Source organism: Vibrio sp. Isolate30, from assembly GCF_022397975.1.
GTDB lineage: Bacteria > Pseudomonadota > Gammaproteobacteria > Enterobacterales > Vibrionaceae > Vibrio > Vibrio fortis.
In genome coordinates this window covers 1-16,426 of the sequence record NZ_JAKEUS010000011.1, presented here as the reverse complement: position 1 = coordinate 16,426, position 16,426 = coordinate 1, and the positions used below count along the sequence as shown (strand labels likewise).

The window sequence follows — 16,426 nt, the reverse complement described above, 5'->3', positions numbered from 1 at the left end:
GTCACCGCCTTCTGGCGTTTCCCTGTGCCATAATTCAATAAAAAATGCCCATTAGCAATAATCGCTAATGGGCATTAAAAATGTTCTCACTTCTGGGCAACTAATTACTCGTAGTCAGAAGCGTATGTGTCTTCGTAAGAGTGCGAGTAAAACTCAAATAGGTTACCAAACGGGTCTTCTAGGTAAACCATTTGTGCTTGCTTAGAATCGTCTTCTGGGTGGTAACGATGAATATCCATACGAACTTTACCGCCAAACTCTTCAACACGTTTGATTGCTGATTCAAACTGTTCTTTAGGTAGCTGTAAACAGAAGTGGAAGATACCTAGGCGAGAGAAATCAACGTTATGACGCTCTTCACGGTCAACCATTTCAAATAGTTCCACACCAATACCATCTGATGTTACTAGGTGCGCAATGTTGAAGCCTTTGAAGCCTTCACCAAACACAGCAATACACATACGGCCGATTGCTGTTTCACGCTCTTCCATTACTTTAGTGTTGTTCATTACAATGCGAAGGCCAAGGGCTTTAGTGTAGAACTCTACCGCTTTGTCCATATCGCCAACCATGATACCAACGTGATTCATTTTCATATTCTGCTCCAAAATCTGTCTAGATAATTTGTCTTGTTTTCAGCGTTTCGCTTCGATGGGGAGAATATTAGGGTATTCGATTAATTAAATGAAATTATCATAAATTATATTAATGATAATTTTTTGTTATTCTGTAATTGAGGAAGAGTTCAATAAATCTTGTTCGAAAAAATTGAATTAATGCATCAAAATTGCAGGATTCTTTCTGTTGGTTATGCCACATAGACTGTTCATCAACAGCTGAGGGAGGATTGATATACCACCTCATATTGATCGAATAACTTTAAGGACACGACTATGAAAGCACTTATTCAAAAACTCGCACACTCAAACGCTGGCTTTGGTGCTCTGGCACTGCGAGTACCAGTTGGTATCATCTTTATGGCACATGGTGCGCAAAAACTGTTTGGTTGGTTTGGTGGCTATGGCTTAGAAGGCACTGGGCAGTGGATGGCGTCAATTGGTCTAGGCCCTGGGGTGTTGATGGCGTTCTTGGCGGGCAGTGCAGAGTTTGTCGGTGGTCTGTTTATTCTTCTAGGGTTGCTCACTCGTCCGGCTGCAGCTGCACTAGCAGTAACGATGTTAGTTGCCATTTTTGCGGTTCATTTTGAAAATGGTTTGTTTATGTCAAACAACGGTTACGAGTTTGGCTTAGCACTGCTAGCCGCAAGTGTATCTCTAGCATTCTCTGGTGCAGGTAAGGCAGCAATTGACCAAACCCTAGCTAAGAAACTGATTTAAATTTTTGGCTCGAACTCAATGTTTACCTAGGCGCTCATTTGAGCGCCTTTTTTATCTTCATTCTGGTCGACTGATAAATAAAAAGTTGATAATCAATGTTGACCTGTCTATAGCTTTACACTTTATAGTTTGATTATTGAAAGCACTCTGACGTCGAAGTATTGAGTGCGGATACCTATTAATTGGATAGAAAGATATGAACATTAGACATGAAACAGAGCTAGATTTAAATCACATAGAATCGACGACTTATCAAGCCTTTGAAAATCATCCTCATCACGAACCGGGTGCAAAACCGACTGAACATTTGATCGTGAAAAGGCTGCGAGAAGCCAATGCATTAACGCTTTCTCTCGTTTACGAGGAAGGAGAGCAACTCATCGGACACATTGCCTTGTCTCCAGTCATGATTGATGGAAACGACAGCCGATGGTTGGGATTAGGTCCAGTATCCGTTGCGCCCTCACATCAAGGTAAAGGTGTTGGAAGTGCATTGATTCGTGAAGCACTTTCACAAGTTAAAAACTCGGGCTTTGAAGGCGTTGTTTTACTCGGCGAACCGCAATATTACGGCCGATTTGGCTTCAAATCACAACCAGAATTGACCTTATCAGGTGTGCCAGCAGAGTACTTCCTAGCGTTATCATTCAATGGTGAAATCCCTGTGGGGCAAGTGAGCTATCACTCAGCGTTCTTTGGTTGACTTGTCTATAACTTCATAGTTTAAAGTAGTTAATTGAAGCTAAAAAATGAGCGTAAACCATGTATCAAATATCTGAGTTGGCAAAGCAAGTAGGGCTGTCTCGTACTGCACTACTTTATTACGAGAAACAAAACCTTATTTCTGGTCGACGGCTAGAGAATGGGTATCGCGTATACAGTGACAAAGATGTGCAGCGTGTACGTTTGATTCAACAGTTACAAGCTGGTGGCTTGACCCTGCAAGAGTGCAAGATTTGCCTTGAAGCCAAGGTAGATAGGCAACTGCTTCAGAATCGACTTAAGGCTTTGGATGAAGAGATTGAGCAGAAGCAAAAGTCACGAACTCTTTTGGCAGCGATGCTTGGAGAGGGCGACTTAAAGGCATGGCATGAAGGGCTAGATAAACTGGCACCAGATGCTCATCTTGATTGGTTAATGAAGCAAGGCTTTAGTGAGAAAGAAGCGTTGCGATTGAAATGGTTATCAAAAGATATGAACGAACATGATCTCTATATGGCTGACTTTATGCGTGTATTTGAAACGCTAGAGCGATGGGGGCCAGGCAGTGAAGAAGAAACGAAGAAAGCACTGTCGCGAGTACCAACTAAGCCGACTAACATCCTCGAGATTGGTTGTGGTAAAGGGTTAGCCACTCAAGTATTAGCGCAGCAGACCAATGCGAGAATTACCGCGCTTGATAATGAACAATCGGCGTTAGACAGATTAACGGAGCGATTTGAGCAACTCGGCCTGTCTCAGCGTCTCGAAACGGAATGTTCGAGTATGACCGAATTACCGTTTGCTAAACGAAGCTTTGATTTGATGTGGGCTGAAGGCAGTGCGTATATCATGGGTGTAGAGAAAGCTCTCTCTGCATGGAAAGATCTGTTGAGCGACGATGGTTACCTTATGATCAGCGACATGGTGTGGCGCACTGAGTCTCCAAGTAAGGAGTCTATAGAGTTTTGGAACCAAGAGTACCCAGATATTCAATTGGTACAAACGCGCATAGAACAGATGAGCAAAGCGGGGTATCAGGTTGTCGACCATTTTCCAATGAGTGAAGAGGCATGGTTGAACTACTACGCCCCATTGAGTCAGAGAGTCGCAGAGCTTGAGCCAGAAATGGCCGAATCGGCGGCGTTTAAAGACATCAAACATGAAGTCAACTTATGTACCCAACGAGCCAATGAGTTTGGTTACCACATGTTTGTACTGGCTAGAAACTGATCCGTCAGTTTTGTCTATTAACACCTCGATGTGGAAGCTAAATATTTGTGAGCGGACTGTATGGTCCGCTTTTTTTGTTCAAATCATCTTTGATAGGTTTTACCTACTAGATTGATAGAAAAGTCCAAATTTACCCTTCTCAAGATTCGTTGCAATATAACCCCAACAGCGCAAGAGAGCGCAAACACAACCGAATTATTGAGAGAGTAAAATCATGATCAACACAGAAATCAAACCATTCAATGCAACGGCATTCAAAAACGGCGAGTTCGTAGAAATCACAGAGCAAGACGTGAAAGGTAAGTGGGCAGTATTCTTCTTCTACCCAGCAGATTTTACTTTCGTATGTCCTACTGAACTTGTAGACCTACAAGAGAAATACGCAGAGCTTCAGTCTCGNGAAATCACAGAGCAAGACGTGAAAGGTAAGTGGGCAGTATTCTTCTTCTACCCAGCAGATTTTACTTTCGTATGTCCTACTGAACTTGTAGACCTACAAGAGAAATACGCAGAGCTTCAGTCTCGCGGCGTTGAAGTTTACTCAGTATCAACAGACACACACTTCTCTCACAAAGCATGGCACGATACGTCTGACAAAATCGGTACTATCGAGTACTTCATGGTAGGCGACCAAACAGGCACGATCACAAACAACTTCAACGTAATGCGTGAAGGTCAAGGCCTAGCAGACCGTGCTACGTTCCTAATCGACCCAGAAGGTGTTATCCAAGCAATGGAAATCACTGCTGAAGGCATCGGTCGTGACGCTGAAGACCTACTACGTAAAGTTAAAGCAGCTCAGTACGTTGCAAACAACCCAGGTGAAGTTTGCCCAGCAAAATGGAAAGAAGGCGAAGAGACACTAGCACCATCTCTAGACCTAGTAGGTAAGATCTAAGCATCTGCTAACCGATTCTACAGGCGCACCTCAGCCTGTCTCCTAAAGGGCTTTGGTGCGCCACCCTAATCCCTTTCGCTCTACCATGATATTGAGTTTTGTCCACTTAGTTTTACGAAAGTAACTTAGACGGTGGAGCGTGAGTTCTCCCTCTGTCCAACACGTTCTTGTTAGAACCTTGTCGAAAATTCGACACCACTCCTATGGATTTAGGAGTGGTTTTTTTCTTGTTATTTCAAAGCAGCTAAAATTGTCTCAGCTTTGCTTGCTTCAAATTGTTTTGGCTCTTCAACATTAAGCTGAGTGACTACGCCATTTTCCACGATCATTGCGTATCTTTGAGAGCGCACGCCGCCAAATGTCGCGGTATCCATTTCTAATCCAAGCGCTTTGGTAAAACTCGCGTCACCATCTCCAAGCATCAGAATCTCAGAAGCGTTGTGTGTTTTACCCCATGCATTCATGACAAACGCATCGTTTACAGATACACATGCAATTACATCAACGCCTGTCGCTTTGATCTGATCAGCTAAAACGACATAGCCAGGTAGGTGGGCTTCAGAGCATGTTGGTGTAAAAGCACCTGGGACTGCAAAAAGTACCACTTTCTTGTTTGCAAAAAGCGTTTCGGTCGCGTGATTCTGCATTCCTTCATCGGTCAGTTCACTAAGAGTGGCGTTTGGTAATGTTTGGCCTTGTTGAATCATTTTTGCTTTCCTTGTTGTGTTTGTTCTAGCAGTTTAGCGAGCAATAGCGAATTGAACCACCGACAGAAAGTAAGGGATTGAGAATGTGACGAAAAGTGAATCATGGACTATCAGCAATAATACGACATGTGTCCGGCTTTCTTTTCTAATCTCCCTCCAAATGACGATATTCTACGAATTCACGGTTTTGAGAAGGTAGATCACCAAACATGATTTGTTTGATGTCGTATCTGTGACTTTGTTTAAACAATGCTAATTATCACCTATTTTCCTTCCTATCTCTGTGTGACCATTTATCAAAAGAAAGCGCTTTCATTTTCGAGGGCGATATGTCGAGTCAATGAGGTAATGTATGGAAACAAAGGGAAAATTCAAGCTATCCAATATCGCCATGTGTGTGGCTTTGGGTCTGACGTTAGTTGGATGCGATAGTGATGATAACGATTCAGTAGCGACAACACCGTCACCTTCGGGCGAATATGTAGCGGACCAAGGTTTCCATATATCACCGACGCAAGGTGTATTTAGCGGTGAAGATGGTGAGACGCCAGCTTTCGTTGTCCCAACGAATGCGCATACGCCAATTGTTACGTCTGATATCGCTGCACAAACAGGCTCTACTCGTAATGTTGTACAGTTTACGACGGCCGATGCTTCAGGTTTAGTGGGAGGCTTTGACCTTGGTGAAGTCTCTTTGGACAGTCTTTCTGAAACATCAACGATTGAGTTTGATGTTCGTCTTGTAGGTGCGGCTAATGTGGCGTCTGCATCAGCTTCTATTGCAAGTTATAGCGATAGCGCAACTCAATGGACTTTCGTTGTAGAAGGACAAAATGGCAGTGGGGCTGATGTAACAACCAGCGTTAATTTTTCATCAGAGCCAACAGAAGAGTGGGGCCACTTTGTTTTTACTAAGTCGGAATTGCTGAAAAACAATGCTGAACTCGCAACAATCACATCAATCAAGATGTACCCACATGCAGACGCTACCGTGTACAACGTTGATAACGTTGCGATTTACCCAGAGTATCGAGATTCGGAAGGGCCTGAACTGACACTTATCGGTGGTGCATCAATTACACAACTTAACTATCCAGATGCAGTTGATTCGTTTGTGGATCCTGGCTACTCGGTCACGGATAACCAAGATGACGAAACTGAGATTGTCGTTACCAAAACGTACGGTGAACTTGGAGAAGTTGATGCAGATGAAAACGGTACGTATGAGATCACTTACAGTGCGGTCGACACGACAGGTAACGTAGGTAAGCCTGTGACTCGAACCGTGATCATTGAAGCCGCTCCTGATGTTGAAAACGATGTCACACCACCAGAGCTTACATTGAACGGCGCGTCCACAGTTCGTGTTGCACTTGATGGCGAATACGTTGAGCTAGGTGCAACAGCGACAGATGATGTAGACGGTGAGATCACGGATATTACTATTTCTGGTTCAGTGGATGTGAACACAGCCGGTGATTACACCATTACTTATTCCGCGACGGATAGTTCAAACAACACAGGTACTGTTGAGAGAACAGTAACGGTTTATGAGCCAGTTGTATCAACTAACCTCATAGTCAACGGAGACTTTTCAACGTCTGTTGGTGAAGAATGGGTGCTTGACCAAGGTGAAGGTAGTGTGGAGATCGTCGATGGGCAACTCGTAGTGTCAGAGTTTACGCCAGGTGCGACATGGCAACCTAGATTGGTTCAATCTTCTGTTGTGTTACAAGAAGGGCAAACTTACGTAGCGAGCTTCGACGCCAAAGCGGGCGAAGCGCGTAATATCGTTTTGCAAGTGGGTGAGCTGTTAACAGCAGATCCATGGTACCTACCTGTTATGGACGACACAACAATTGGTCTATCGACCGAACTTGAGTCATACAGTGTTCAATTCACTGCAAATGAAAATGCGGCAAATCCTATCCACTTTATCTTCGCTGTGGGTGGTGGTGTCGCAACGCCAATTACACTAGACAATGTTTCGTTAACCGCGGTTACAGCTGAAATGATCGCGCCTGTTATTACGTTGTCTGAAGGCGCGGTGCGCATGTCAGTAGGTGAAGAGTATGTCGAGCCGGGCTATTCAGCCGCTGACAATGTTGATGGCGATCTTACTGCCTCAGTGGTGGTGACTGGTGACGACTTCAGTACATCAGAAGTAGGTACTCACGTCATTACTTACACGGTTCAAGATTCTGATGGTAACGAGTCTGTCGCGGAGAGAACGGTTTACGTTGTTGCGGCGGAAGATGTTGATAACTTGATGACGAATGGCGACTTCTCATCTGGCTTAGACGGTTGGTTGCAATTTGGTACCGATGCACAAGTCGTTGATGGTGCTGTGGTGTTTAGCTCTGGTGTCATCAAACAAGAGCGTTTTGCCCAAGGTTCGGTACAACCGGGCGACCAACTGGTTGTCTCTATGAAGTTGAAAGGGACATTTACCACTGGTGGTGTATTCAAAGCAGGTCTTCATAGTGAATCTGCGGAAGGCTCTGGTCTACCGGCATCATCTCAGTGGGAGGAATTCTGGGAAGTAAGCGAAGATTGGCAAACTGTCGAGATCCCTTGGACTCTGGGTGAAAACGCCGATTCAATTTCTGTCGAGCTATTGGTGGCAGGACCAGAAGGGCAACAGATCTACCTAGATGACATCACTGTAAAACCAGCAACATTCTAATGAAATAAAAATATAGCCTCTCGATGCTGTCGAGAGGCTAATTTTGTTGATTGGTATCGAGTTTATATTGAAGGCCGATTCTGAGCTCTAGAGCGAGCTTCCATATAAATTTGAGTGAACTATTTTCAATTGTATTAAATACCGACAGTCATGAGTGTCGATCTCGGAGAGAAAAATTCATGGATAGAGACCATTTATTAGAAGTTCAGGATAAGCTGGCTCCAATCAGTAGACAATCTGCTGCAGAAGGCATTGTTCTATTAAAAAACGATCAAGCGGTGTTGCCGATTCAACAGAGTGATAACTTAGCTGTTTTTGGGCGTTGCCAATTGGATACTTATCGCAGTGGTACGGGCTCAGGTGGTGCAGTCAATGTTAGGTATTCAATCTCGCTTATCGAAGGCTTATTGGCAAACGACTCGATTGAACTAAATGAAAACCTATTACAGCGTTATCGCGATTGGGTAAAAGAGAATCCATTTGATGACGGTGGTGGTGGTTGGGCCGCAGAGCCTTGGTATCAAGAAGAACTATTGGTCAGCGATGAAGAGGTCGCGCTTGCCTCATCTCAGTCTAACAAGGCGATGTTTATCATTGGTCGAACAGCTGGCGAAGATCAAGACAATGCCGACGCGTCTGGTAGCTACAAAATGACTGATACTGAAGTCAGCATGCTAACTAAGATTACGCAAAACTTTTCAGAAGTTATCGTTGTTATGAACACCACCAACATTATGGATATGTCCTGGCTGATGACATTGGAGCATCGCCATTCGATCAAATCCGTCGTGTATTGTTGGGCGGCAGGTATGGAAGGTGGTCATGCTTTGGCTGACGTACTTTCTGGTGACGTTTCACCTTCTGGAAAACTCACGGATACCATCGCGTATGATCTGTGTGATTACCCTTCTAGTGCTAACTTTGGAGGTACTACACACAATTGTTATGCGGAAGATGTGTACGTTGGTTATCGCTATTTTGAAACCTTTAAACCTAATGCCGTGCAGTTTGAATTCGGATTCGGCTTGTCTTATACCGCCTTTAAACAAGAGCTGGTGGATTTTGATGTGGTTGGCCAAGGAAAGAATTCCATTGTCCGAGCTTCAATCAAAGTCACCAATGTGGGTGAGCACTATGTGGGGAAAGAGGTGGTTCAAGTGTATCTTGAAGCGCCTCAGGGCCAACTTGGCAAACCAGCCAGAGTGCTGGTGGGCTTCAAAAAAACCGCACCGCTTAAACCGGGCGCCTCTGAAACTATGGTTATCTCGATGCCAGTGCGTGACTTTGCTTCTTATGATGATAGCGGAGTAACGGGGAACAAAAGCTGTTATGTATTAGAGAAAGGCGATTACTGCTTTCATGTAGGGTCGAGTGTTCGTGATACAACCAAACTGCTGCACAGGTATCATGTGTCTAAGACTTTCGTCACAGAACAGTGTCAGGAAGCGCTCGCACCAATACGTTCGTTTGAGCGAATTAAGCCAGTAAAACAGCGAGATAGCTACTATGGTGTTGATTTCGAATCTGTGCCTCTGCGCACGGTCTCTTTGTCTGAGAGAGTAGAATCAAACCTCCCTCAAGCTCTCGTGATAACTGATGATTTGGGTTACAAGCTTCTTGATGTGAAAAATGGTTCGGTCACCATGGAGCAATTTGTTTCTCAATTATCATTGCCCCAGTTAGCGACCATGGTTCGCGGTGAAGGTATGTGCAGCCCTAAAGTCACTCCTGGTACCGCTGCGGCGTTCGGTGGTGTGTCTGACGACTTGATTGACTTTGGTATTCCTGCCGTTGCCGCTGCTGATGGTCCTTCCGGCATACGTATGGATAGTGGTCACAAGGCAACCCAAGTTCCCATTGGCACACTGTTGGGATGCACGTGGAATTCAGAATTAAACGAAGAGCTATTTTATTGGGTGGGTGAAGAGCTTAGAGCGTATCAAATCGATACCTTATTAGGGCCTGGCGTCAACATTCATAGACACCCCCTAAATGGTCGCAACTTTGAGTACTTTTCAGAAGACCCGTTTGTCACAGGAACGTTAGCGGCTGCACAAGTTAAAGGGCTAAAAAAAGCAGGAGTCACAGGGACGCTCAAGCACTTTGCCGCCAATGATCAAGAAACAGGGCGAATGGACGTAGACAGCGTGATGTCTGAACGCGCGATTCGAGAAGTTCATATTAAGCCATTTGAAATGGCGGTGAAGCATGGCGGTGCGACGACCATTATGACGTGTTACAACCCCGTTAATGGTCATTGGGGTGCCTCCAATTATGATTTGAATACTAGCGTTTTACGTCAGGAGTGGGGCTTTAAAGGTATCGTAATGACGGATTGGTGGGCGAAAATGAATCACCCAACCGAAGGTGGCGTAGAAGATAAAATACACACTTCATACATGATCCGCGCTCAAAATGATCTCTATATGGTTGTCGATAATGATGGTGCGGCGACAAATGTTGCTGGAGACGACACTTTAACGGCGATAGAGCAAGGCACGCTAACGCTTGGGGAGCTGCAGCGGAGCGTAATGAACATTTGTTGGTTCATTTTAGATACTCCTGCCATGGAACGTCCTATTGTGCGTTATGAGTCAGTAAAGGCTATTCGTTCATTTAACGAGTATTTGGGAAGTGACGCCATTGCGCTTGATGCTTTATCGACCGTGGAGGTTAGCAAGACAACAAGCGTTGTTGTTGAGGTACTCGAAGGTGCAACTTACCAAGTGTCTGCGGTGATGAGTTACGACAAGCCGTCGCTGGCGCAATCTTCTTGTGCTTTGAGCTTGAACGATGAGTTTTGCATGTCGTTGTCAGTACATGGAACCGAAGGTGAGCGCGTAAATATCGAAGGTTCACAGGTGCATTTAGAAAAAGGCTTTTACCATCTGTGCATCGACTTCGTGAAGGCTGGTGCCACACTACACGAGTTAAATCTTAAACCATGTTGATGTCTTTGAGATAAAATATTGAGTAAATAATATGCAGCGTAGATCGCTGCATATTTTTTATTGGGGCAAGGGCAAGCATGGCATAGTGAGCTCAAACACCATCAGAAAAATGATGTGATTTTGATCCCGTTAGGTCATCACAAAGTCACTTCTCATTTGTGATAAATAAACAACGAGGTGATAAATTGAAAGCGCTTTCAAAATAACTAATGAAGTTGCATGATATGTGGAATACAAATACTAAAAAGTTCACCTTAATGGCACTGGTGAGTGGTGCATTTATTTCAGGTTGTAATAGTGGTTCTGACTCATCTAGCGCTCCATCAACACCTGATGTGAGTGGTTGGACAATGGTTTGGAATGACGAGTTTTCCGGCACTGAGATCGATACAACTAAATGGGGTTTCGAAGTTAACTGTTGGGGAGGCGGCAATGGTGAGCAGCAGTGTTACACCGACCGTCCGGATAACTCATATCTAAACGACGGTAAACTCTACATTTTAGCCAAGCAAGAGACGTTTACCGGGCCGAATAACCCCGATGGAGATTGGAGTAATACGGTTACACTACCTTATACCTCAGCACGGTTGAGAACCATGAACAAAGGCGATTGGAAATACGGTCGCTTTGAGATTCGCGCCAAGCTCCCTTCAGGTCAAGGTACTTGGCCCGCAATCTGGATGCTACCAACTGACTATGTTTATGGTGGATGGGCGGCTTCCGGTGAAATTGATATTGTGGAAGCAGTTAACTTAAAAGCACCATCCGATGCTGGTGGACAGCTAAGCGGCACACCAGAAAGGAGAGTATACGGGACGCTCCATTACGGTGCGGCTTGGCCTAATAATGTCGAGTCAGGTCAAGAGTACTACATGCCTGACGACGTTAACCCTGCAGACGATTTCCACACTTATGCACTCGAGTGGGAAAAAGACGAAATTCGTTGGTATGTAGATGGTGTACATTATGCCACGCAACGTTCAAGTGGGTGGTATAGCCAATATACAGAAAATGGCAGAGTAGTCATCGGTGAGGAAGATGCGCCTTACAATCAACGCTTCCATTTACTTCTGAACTTAGCAGTGGGTGGCGCTTGGGCTGGCAACACTAATGACACAGGTATTGACGATTCGGCACTGCCACAGACCATGGTTGTTGATTATGTTCGTGTTTATGAATGTTCAGCGGATACTGTGACAGGTCAAGGTTGTGCTTCGGTATCTCCAGATGCGGTGCTAGTACCAGGGCATTCAGCGCCTTAGAGTTAGGAAAATATTCCTCAAGCGATAATGGCGCAGCTTGATATTAAGCTGCGCCATTTTTTATTTCTAAGAGAAATCAGCTTCTACCTGACTAATCGAGACAAACGCACGTGCATTGTTCAAGCGAGCCATTTTCAATTGCTCTATCGTTCATTACGTCGGTATTCGTTACTGAGACACCGATGGTCGGTAAGGCTCTTCTCTTACGCCATGTGATAACACCAGCTTAATCATAAAAATAGGCGCTAGCCACTCTAATCCAACTGGTGCAGGTAAGATGGTTGCAAAGATAATCGCTAGCATAACGACAAGCAAAGCGACTGGGCGGTGCAGATACATTGGCAAGAAGTGAATAAACACGATCGAAACCATCATTACACCATACCAAAAGAACGCATACGACCAAGCAACATCAAAGCACAAAGGCACAGCAAATAACTGGAAGTGAATAGCAGGAAACAAGAATTTGCTGCCAACTAATTTTCCCATCAGTGACAGATTAAGAGATTGATCAGTATGTAAAAATCGTTTCATCGATCCTAATGAGTTAGTCAATACGCCACCAATCATATCCAGAGTCAAGAACGACGCCACAAGGATCTGCACCCAGTTCCAATCCAGTGTTTGCCATGCAAAGAAATATAGGATCACAGGGGCAATAAACGCCGCATAGTTGGCAATCATAGACTCTGCTTTTGTCGCACCAAATCCAGTGGTGAAATTAAACTTCCCCTGACATTGCCAATTGATATGTGCGTTTTTTATCGTGGTTTTATCTGTATCCATTGTTCGTTTCCTCATCATTCTTGGAGTGGGTGGTCTTTAAAAGACCACTCGGTCGAAAATAGAGTAAGCGAACAAGAATTAGCCTGTCAACTTTTTTGGACCGGTCGTCCTAAAAAGAGTTTGGATTAGACTCATAGGTGTAGATGTTATATAGTCCATGTGGACTTTTAAAAGGAATCAGGAATGCCTAAAGTAGTTGATCATGAAGCGTACCGCCGTGAACTTGCCATGAAAGCGGTCGATATCTTTACAGAACATGGCGTCAATGGCCTTGGTATGCGCGGCATAGCGGAGGCTTTAGGGATTTCTAAAAGTGCCTTATACCACTACTTTCCGAGCAAAGATGCGCTATTTAAAGCAAGTACCGAGGTCTTTTTAGAGCCGCGATCTTTATATGGTTTAGAAGAAGGCGAGGCCATTCCGCAAGACAAGGAGCAGATGCTCTACAAACTAGTTGAGACATTAGATGGTCACTTTCGCGGAGAGCTAACGCTGGTGCTCGATTACACCAAACATAAAGATTCGAAACAGGTGAAAGGTGACAACTTGCTTGAGCTTGCTAATACACAATTCAAGCAAGAGCTTGCAAAGGTCGTCGGCAATGAACATGCAGACCAAGCGTTCGCGCTGTTGTTTGGTGGGCTGACAATGCGTTTGCTGGATGGGAACAAAACACCATTAGAAACCATTACTCAATGGATACTTGCTCTAAGCCGAGTTGAAAGCTAACCCACATGCTCCTGCTTCATAGCGTTTTAGATCTGACAACATGTATAAAATTAAGTTGTGCCAATTGGCGACCCTCTTATCTACAAAGTTGAAGATGATGTCATCACCTCTTGAACGGTTTGTTCGTTTTTACTATTTCCATTGAGTTCAGCAATGACTTCACCAGGCGTGACGACACGAGTTAACAAGTGAGTTATGTCTGGGTCTTCAATTGGCTCAAGAGCATAAACTGGTTTGTTGAGACCCAAAGCATAACCAATATCCATGGCTACACTTTTTCCGACGTAACCACCAAAGTTTAAAATGTAGGTAATATCGGCTTCTCTAATGCGCTGCAAGCAACCATCAATACCATTCGCTTGAAGAGGTTCAGAGATAGTAGTTTCAATTCCTGCATTGACCAACGTTTCTCGTATAGCCTGCATCTTTTCTAGATTCTTGAAACTACCAGCAACATAGACAGATATACTCATACAACTTCCCTATTTTTGCGTAAATTTTGATGTAAACACTAGCGCCGCGTTATGTGGCTTTATAGTTGCACTTCTGGCGCTTTAAACTTTATTCTCTCCAACCACATTGGGTCCTGTTAAGGGATGAGCATCGCGATACTAAAGCCGCCGCATACCACCTTAATAACTAAAATTAACGCATAGTAAAAATGCCACGCGCTGTGAATCGCTCTTAAGTTGCTTGTTAAGTCTTTACCGCCAACATTGCACCACTAGTAGCTAGAAACCCACCTGAAAGCTTGTTTAGGCGCTTTCTAGCAATATGTCCCTTAAACATAAAGCTGGCTTTTGAAGCCGCACATGCATAAGCAGCTAAGATACCGCCCACGGATATCGTAGATAGAAATAGAATACTGACGACGTCAATTGTAGTTAGAGCAGTTAAATCAACAAAAGCAGGAAAGAAGCCCATATAAAACAAAATTGCTTTTGGACTAGAGAGAGTAATGAGCATCCCCGTTATTAGGCTAGATGACTTCATACTTATCTTCGTTCTATTGGCAGGTAAATCTGATACCTCAGAAGTCCAAGTAACGTAAGCCAACCATAAAAGGTAAGCAACCCCTACGTATTTGATTAGCACGGCAAACTCACCCATCAAGCTCGCAACCAAAGATAGGCCTGATATCGCTAAAAATATGAAAATGTAATCAGCAACCAATACTCCAACTACCACCAGCAGTCCTTGCATCGAACCATATGATATAGACCTAGAGACCACAGCAAGAACACTTGGTCCGGGAATTGCTGCGGATAACGCCATTGCAATAAATAAAGCTATTCCTGATGATATTGTCACAGTCTCTCCTTAGACCTAACGCCATAGTAAAAATGCCACGCGTTGCGAATCCCTCTTGAACAGTTTGTTAGGCATGTTCTACAGTTGGAATAGAAAGCCACCAAACAAAATCGCAACTAACCCTATTAACCTACTAATTATCAAAGTACTTCCTAGCGATTCAGGGTCTCGCCCAAAATGCTCTATTTCTTGAGCAGTGTCGTATGGTCTAAATGATTGCACTAGAGCACTGATCCCATAAACCGAAATAAATACTCCTACAGTGTTATACCAAGCAGAGTCATTAGAAAAAACCAAATAAAGTCCCGCAGGCAAGAAAACAATGGACATTGACAACATAGTCCAGTTGTACTCTTTCAGACGTTCGATGAGATCATCACTGTTTTCACTGATTCTGCGCAAAGCGAAGTATCTAAATCCGTTGATAACCAACCCTGCAAGCCCACCAAAAATGAGTAAGAATTCTAACCGCATATCCTGGTACTCCTCAAAATGCCTAACGCCGCGTTAAGTAGTGAGCGACGCTGGCACCAAACTTAAACCATTGTGCCGTAAGCACTTAATTCAAAGCAAACCGAAAATGCCGAGCGTTGCGAATCTGTCTTAAACGCTTTGTTATACGATTTTGAACAATGTCTCATACAATTCTTCTATTGTGTTCAAAATTGCGAATTTTGACTTTGACACAACCCTGATTGATGGCCTTTCATTTTTAGTACCTTCCGCATTTCCTTTTGTATGTTTCGCAATAGGAAAATCACTGATGTCAGGCAACTTTTTGTTTGGCTCACCACCAAAGAACAAGAATGGACCGAGCTCCATCGTTGTTTCGTTAAAGTAAATCCAGACGACACAACCTGATGGTTTATTAGCTAAAGCGACATGGATTTTTTGACGTGCTGTGCTCGAACCAATATGAGAGGTTTTAAGTTGAACATGACGAAAAGCACCAAGGTCTTCCATGATTAGATCATAGCCTTGATTGTCTACCTCTGGTTTGGAAATTTCGATGGAACAACTGCCATTTTTCCATGACATTTTAAGTAGTTCGCTAATCAATGAGTGCTCGATTAGCTTCTCTCGAAAGGAAGAATTTAAGTAATGTTGTTCCATATTTTCCTCTTAATCGTATAACGCCCTGTTAATGGGTGAGCAACGCAATAGCAATGCCACCGCATACCACCTTAAACACTAAAACCAACGCATAGTGAAAATGCCACGCGTTGCGAATCCCTCTTAAACAGTTTGTTATGTTGTGACTCAAGGGATCTTCGTTTCTATGTTCAACTGCCCTGCTAACCCAGCTTCACGGTGCACGCTTAAAGCTAAAAACTCTTCGGATGACGTCATTTCAAGGAGCGCTTTGCGAGATGGATATTTTACAATGACAAATGAGTCCCAAAGTTCTTCAACTTGACCAAGAATAAGACCAGTCACCTCTGAATAGAAGACAACCTCAGCGCCATGCTTTTCCAGAACCTTAAGCATAGGCTGGCCATAAAGTTCATATGCTTCTTTGCCCGTTAGATTAGTTTCTCGACCATCTGCATATTCTGCTTTGTCTTTAAACTTGAAAAGGTTTAATAGATGAATTTCACCTGATTCCGGTGAAGATTTTAATCTTTCCACCTGACTTTCTGATGGAAAAAGCTTATTCAGAACTTCCATATTCTCTCCTGCAACATAGACATAATGACCCCCACGAGGTGCTAGCCTCCAAAATCGTGGGTTAGCTTAAAGCCAGAGCCATAATTAGTGCGTCAAACAACTAAATTTGGAGGCTAGCATGACTAACGATAGCATAATTTTCATTGGCTTAGATACGCA

15 protein-coding genes and 1 pseudogene are annotated in these 16,426 nt (G+C 43.9%); 8 read left to right on the top strand and 8 right to left on the bottom strand.

The window, feature by feature from the left end:
• Positions 1–104: 104 nt before the first annotated feature.
• Positions 105–596, bottom strand: a complete 492-nt coding sequence (locus tag L1D60_RS19800; RefSeq protein ID WP_239842583.1) for a VOC family protein — start codon at positions 594–596, stop codon at positions 105–107.
• A gap of 297 nt (positions 597–893) precedes the next feature.
• Between L1D60_RS19800 and L1D60_RS19795 the strand changes: the two genes are divergently transcribed.
• From L1D60_RS19795 to ahpC, 4 genes are all read left to right on the top strand, one after another.
• The gene (locus L1D60_RS19795; RefSeq protein ID WP_239842582.1) at positions 894–1,337 is read left to right on the top strand and encodes a DoxX family protein; all 444 of its coding nucleotides are present in this window, start codon (positions 894–896) and stop codon (positions 1,335–1,337) included.
• Positions 1,338–1,533: 196 nt separating this feature from the next.
• The gene (locus L1D60_RS19790) at positions 1,534–2,040 is read left to right on the top strand and encodes an N-acetyltransferase (protein WP_239842581.1); all 507 of its coding nucleotides are present in this window, start codon (positions 1,534–1,536) and stop codon (positions 2,038–2,040) included.
• A 59-nt stretch (positions 2,041–2,099) separates the two neighbouring features.
• Positions 2,100–3,269, top strand: a complete 1,170-nt coding sequence (locus L1D60_RS19785) for a MerR family transcriptional regulator (protein ID WP_239842580.1) — start codon at positions 2,100–2,102, stop codon at positions 3,267–3,269.
• Positions 3,270–3,483: 214 nt separating this feature from the next.
• Positions 3,484–4,167: an alkyl hydroperoxide reductase subunit C gene (gene ahpC / locus L1D60_RS19780; RefSeq protein WP_239839338.1), complete on the top strand. Its 684-nt coding sequence runs from the start codon at positions 3,484–3,486 to the stop codon at positions 4,165–4,167.
• A gap of 230 nt (positions 4,168–4,397) precedes the next feature.
• Here the strand turns inward: ahpC and L1D60_RS19775 are convergent, their stop codons facing one another.
• Positions 4,398–4,874 carry a peroxiredoxin gene (locus L1D60_RS19775; RefSeq protein ID WP_239842579.1) on the bottom strand — a complete coding sequence of 159 codons (477 nt, stop codon included), beginning with the start codon at positions 4,872–4,874 and terminating at the stop codon, positions 4,398–4,400.
• Positions 4,875–5,226: 352 nt separating this feature from the next.
• Here L1D60_RS19775 and L1D60_RS19770 point away from each other — a divergent pair, with 352 nt between their 5' ends.
• From L1D60_RS19770 to L1D60_RS19760, 3 genes and pseudogenes are all read left to right on the top strand, one after another.
• A complete protein-coding gene (locus L1D60_RS19770) occupies positions 5,227–7,560 on the top strand; it encodes an immunoglobulin-like domain-containing protein (protein ID WP_239842578.1) in 2,334 nt (777 codons plus the stop codon).
• A 179-nt stretch (positions 7,561–7,739) separates the two neighbouring features.
• Positions 7,740–10,511: a glycoside hydrolase family 3 protein gene (locus tag L1D60_RS19765; RefSeq protein ID WP_239842577.1), complete on the top strand. Its 2,772-nt coding sequence runs from the start codon at positions 7,740–7,742 to the stop codon at positions 10,509–10,511.
• A 257-nt stretch (positions 10,512–10,768) separates the two neighbouring features.
• Positions 10,769–11,770: pseudogene (locus tag L1D60_RS19760) on the top strand (glycoside hydrolase family 16 protein); the annotation flags it as partial.
• 171 nt (positions 11,771–11,941) lie between these two features.
• On the opposite strand, the gene L1D60_RS19755 reads toward L1D60_RS19760, so the two are convergent.
• On the bottom strand, positions 11,942–12,559 hold the full coding sequence (locus L1D60_RS19755; protein WP_239842576.1) for a hypothetical protein: 618 nt from the start codon (positions 12,557–12,559) through the stop codon (positions 11,942–11,944).
• Positions 12,560–12,742: 183 nt separating this feature from the next.
• On the opposite strand from L1D60_RS19755, the gene L1D60_RS19750 reads away from it, so the two are divergent.
• Positions 12,743–13,288: a TetR/AcrR family transcriptional regulator gene (locus L1D60_RS19750; RefSeq protein WP_239842575.1), complete on the top strand. Its 546-nt coding sequence runs from the start codon at positions 12,743–12,745 to the stop codon at positions 13,286–13,288.
• A gap of 80 nt (positions 13,289–13,368) precedes the next feature.
• Here the strand turns inward: L1D60_RS19750 and L1D60_RS19745 are convergent, their stop codons facing one another.
• The 5 genes from L1D60_RS19745 to L1D60_RS19715 all read right to left on the bottom strand — a co-directional run bounded on the left by L1D60_RS19745 (position 13,369) and on the right by L1D60_RS19715 (position 16,267).
• The gene (locus tag L1D60_RS19745) at positions 13,369–13,761 is read right to left on the bottom strand and encodes a nucleoside 2-deoxyribosyltransferase (RefSeq protein WP_239842574.1); all 393 of its coding nucleotides are present in this window, start codon (positions 13,759–13,761) and stop codon (positions 13,369–13,371) included.
• Positions 13,762–13,984: 223 nt separating this feature from the next.
• Positions 13,985–14,599, bottom strand: coding sequence for a LysE family translocator (locus L1D60_RS19735; RefSeq protein ID WP_239842573.1), 615 nt, complete (start codon positions 14,597–14,599; stop codon positions 13,985–13,987).
• 78 nt (positions 14,600–14,677) lie between these two features.
• The gene (locus L1D60_RS19730; RefSeq protein ID WP_239842572.1) at positions 14,678–15,073 is read right to left on the bottom strand and encodes a hypothetical protein; all 396 of its coding nucleotides are present in this window, start codon (positions 15,071–15,073) and stop codon (positions 14,678–14,680) included.
• Between the two features lie 141 nt (positions 15,074–15,214).
• Positions 15,215–15,712, bottom strand: coding sequence for a hypothetical protein (locus tag L1D60_RS19725; protein ID WP_239842571.1), 498 nt, complete (start codon positions 15,710–15,712; stop codon positions 15,215–15,217).
• A gap of 147 nt (positions 15,713–15,859) precedes the next feature.
• Positions 15,860–16,267: a DUF1330 domain-containing protein gene (locus L1D60_RS19715; protein WP_239842570.1), complete on the bottom strand. Its 408-nt coding sequence runs from the start codon at positions 16,265–16,267 to the stop codon at positions 15,860–15,862.
• Between the last annotated feature and the right edge of the window lie 159 nt (positions 16,268–16,426).